The organism is Aneurinibacillus sp. REN35 (assembly GCF_041379945.2).
Taxonomy (GTDB): Bacteria; Bacillota; Bacilli; order Aneurinibacillales; family Aneurinibacillaceae; genus Aneurinibacillus.
The window spans coordinates 1-206 of the sequence record NZ_JBFTXJ020000074.1; the positions used below are offsets into that span (position 1 = coordinate 1).

Here is a 206-nt window from a genome sequence, read left to right on the forward strand (position 1 = left end):
GCGCTCGTTCAGACGCTGCTGACCCAGCCGGGCGAGACGGTCGAGGAGTCGACGGGCGTCTTCGGCTATCTGAACGCGAAAGGCGAATTCGCCATCCCGGCCCAATACAGCCAAGGCTACGCCTTCAGCAACGGTCTGGCGGCAGTCGAGCTGGACGACGGCTTCGCGTACATCGACAAATCCGGCAAGGTCGCGCTGCAGACGGC

1 protein-coding gene is annotated in these 206 nt (G+C 64.6%); it reads left to right on the forward strand.

The window, feature by feature from the left end:
• On the forward strand, nt 1–206 hold a 206-nt coding region (locus tag AB3351_RS23690; RefSeq protein WP_371149566.1), incomplete at both ends, for a WG repeat-containing protein.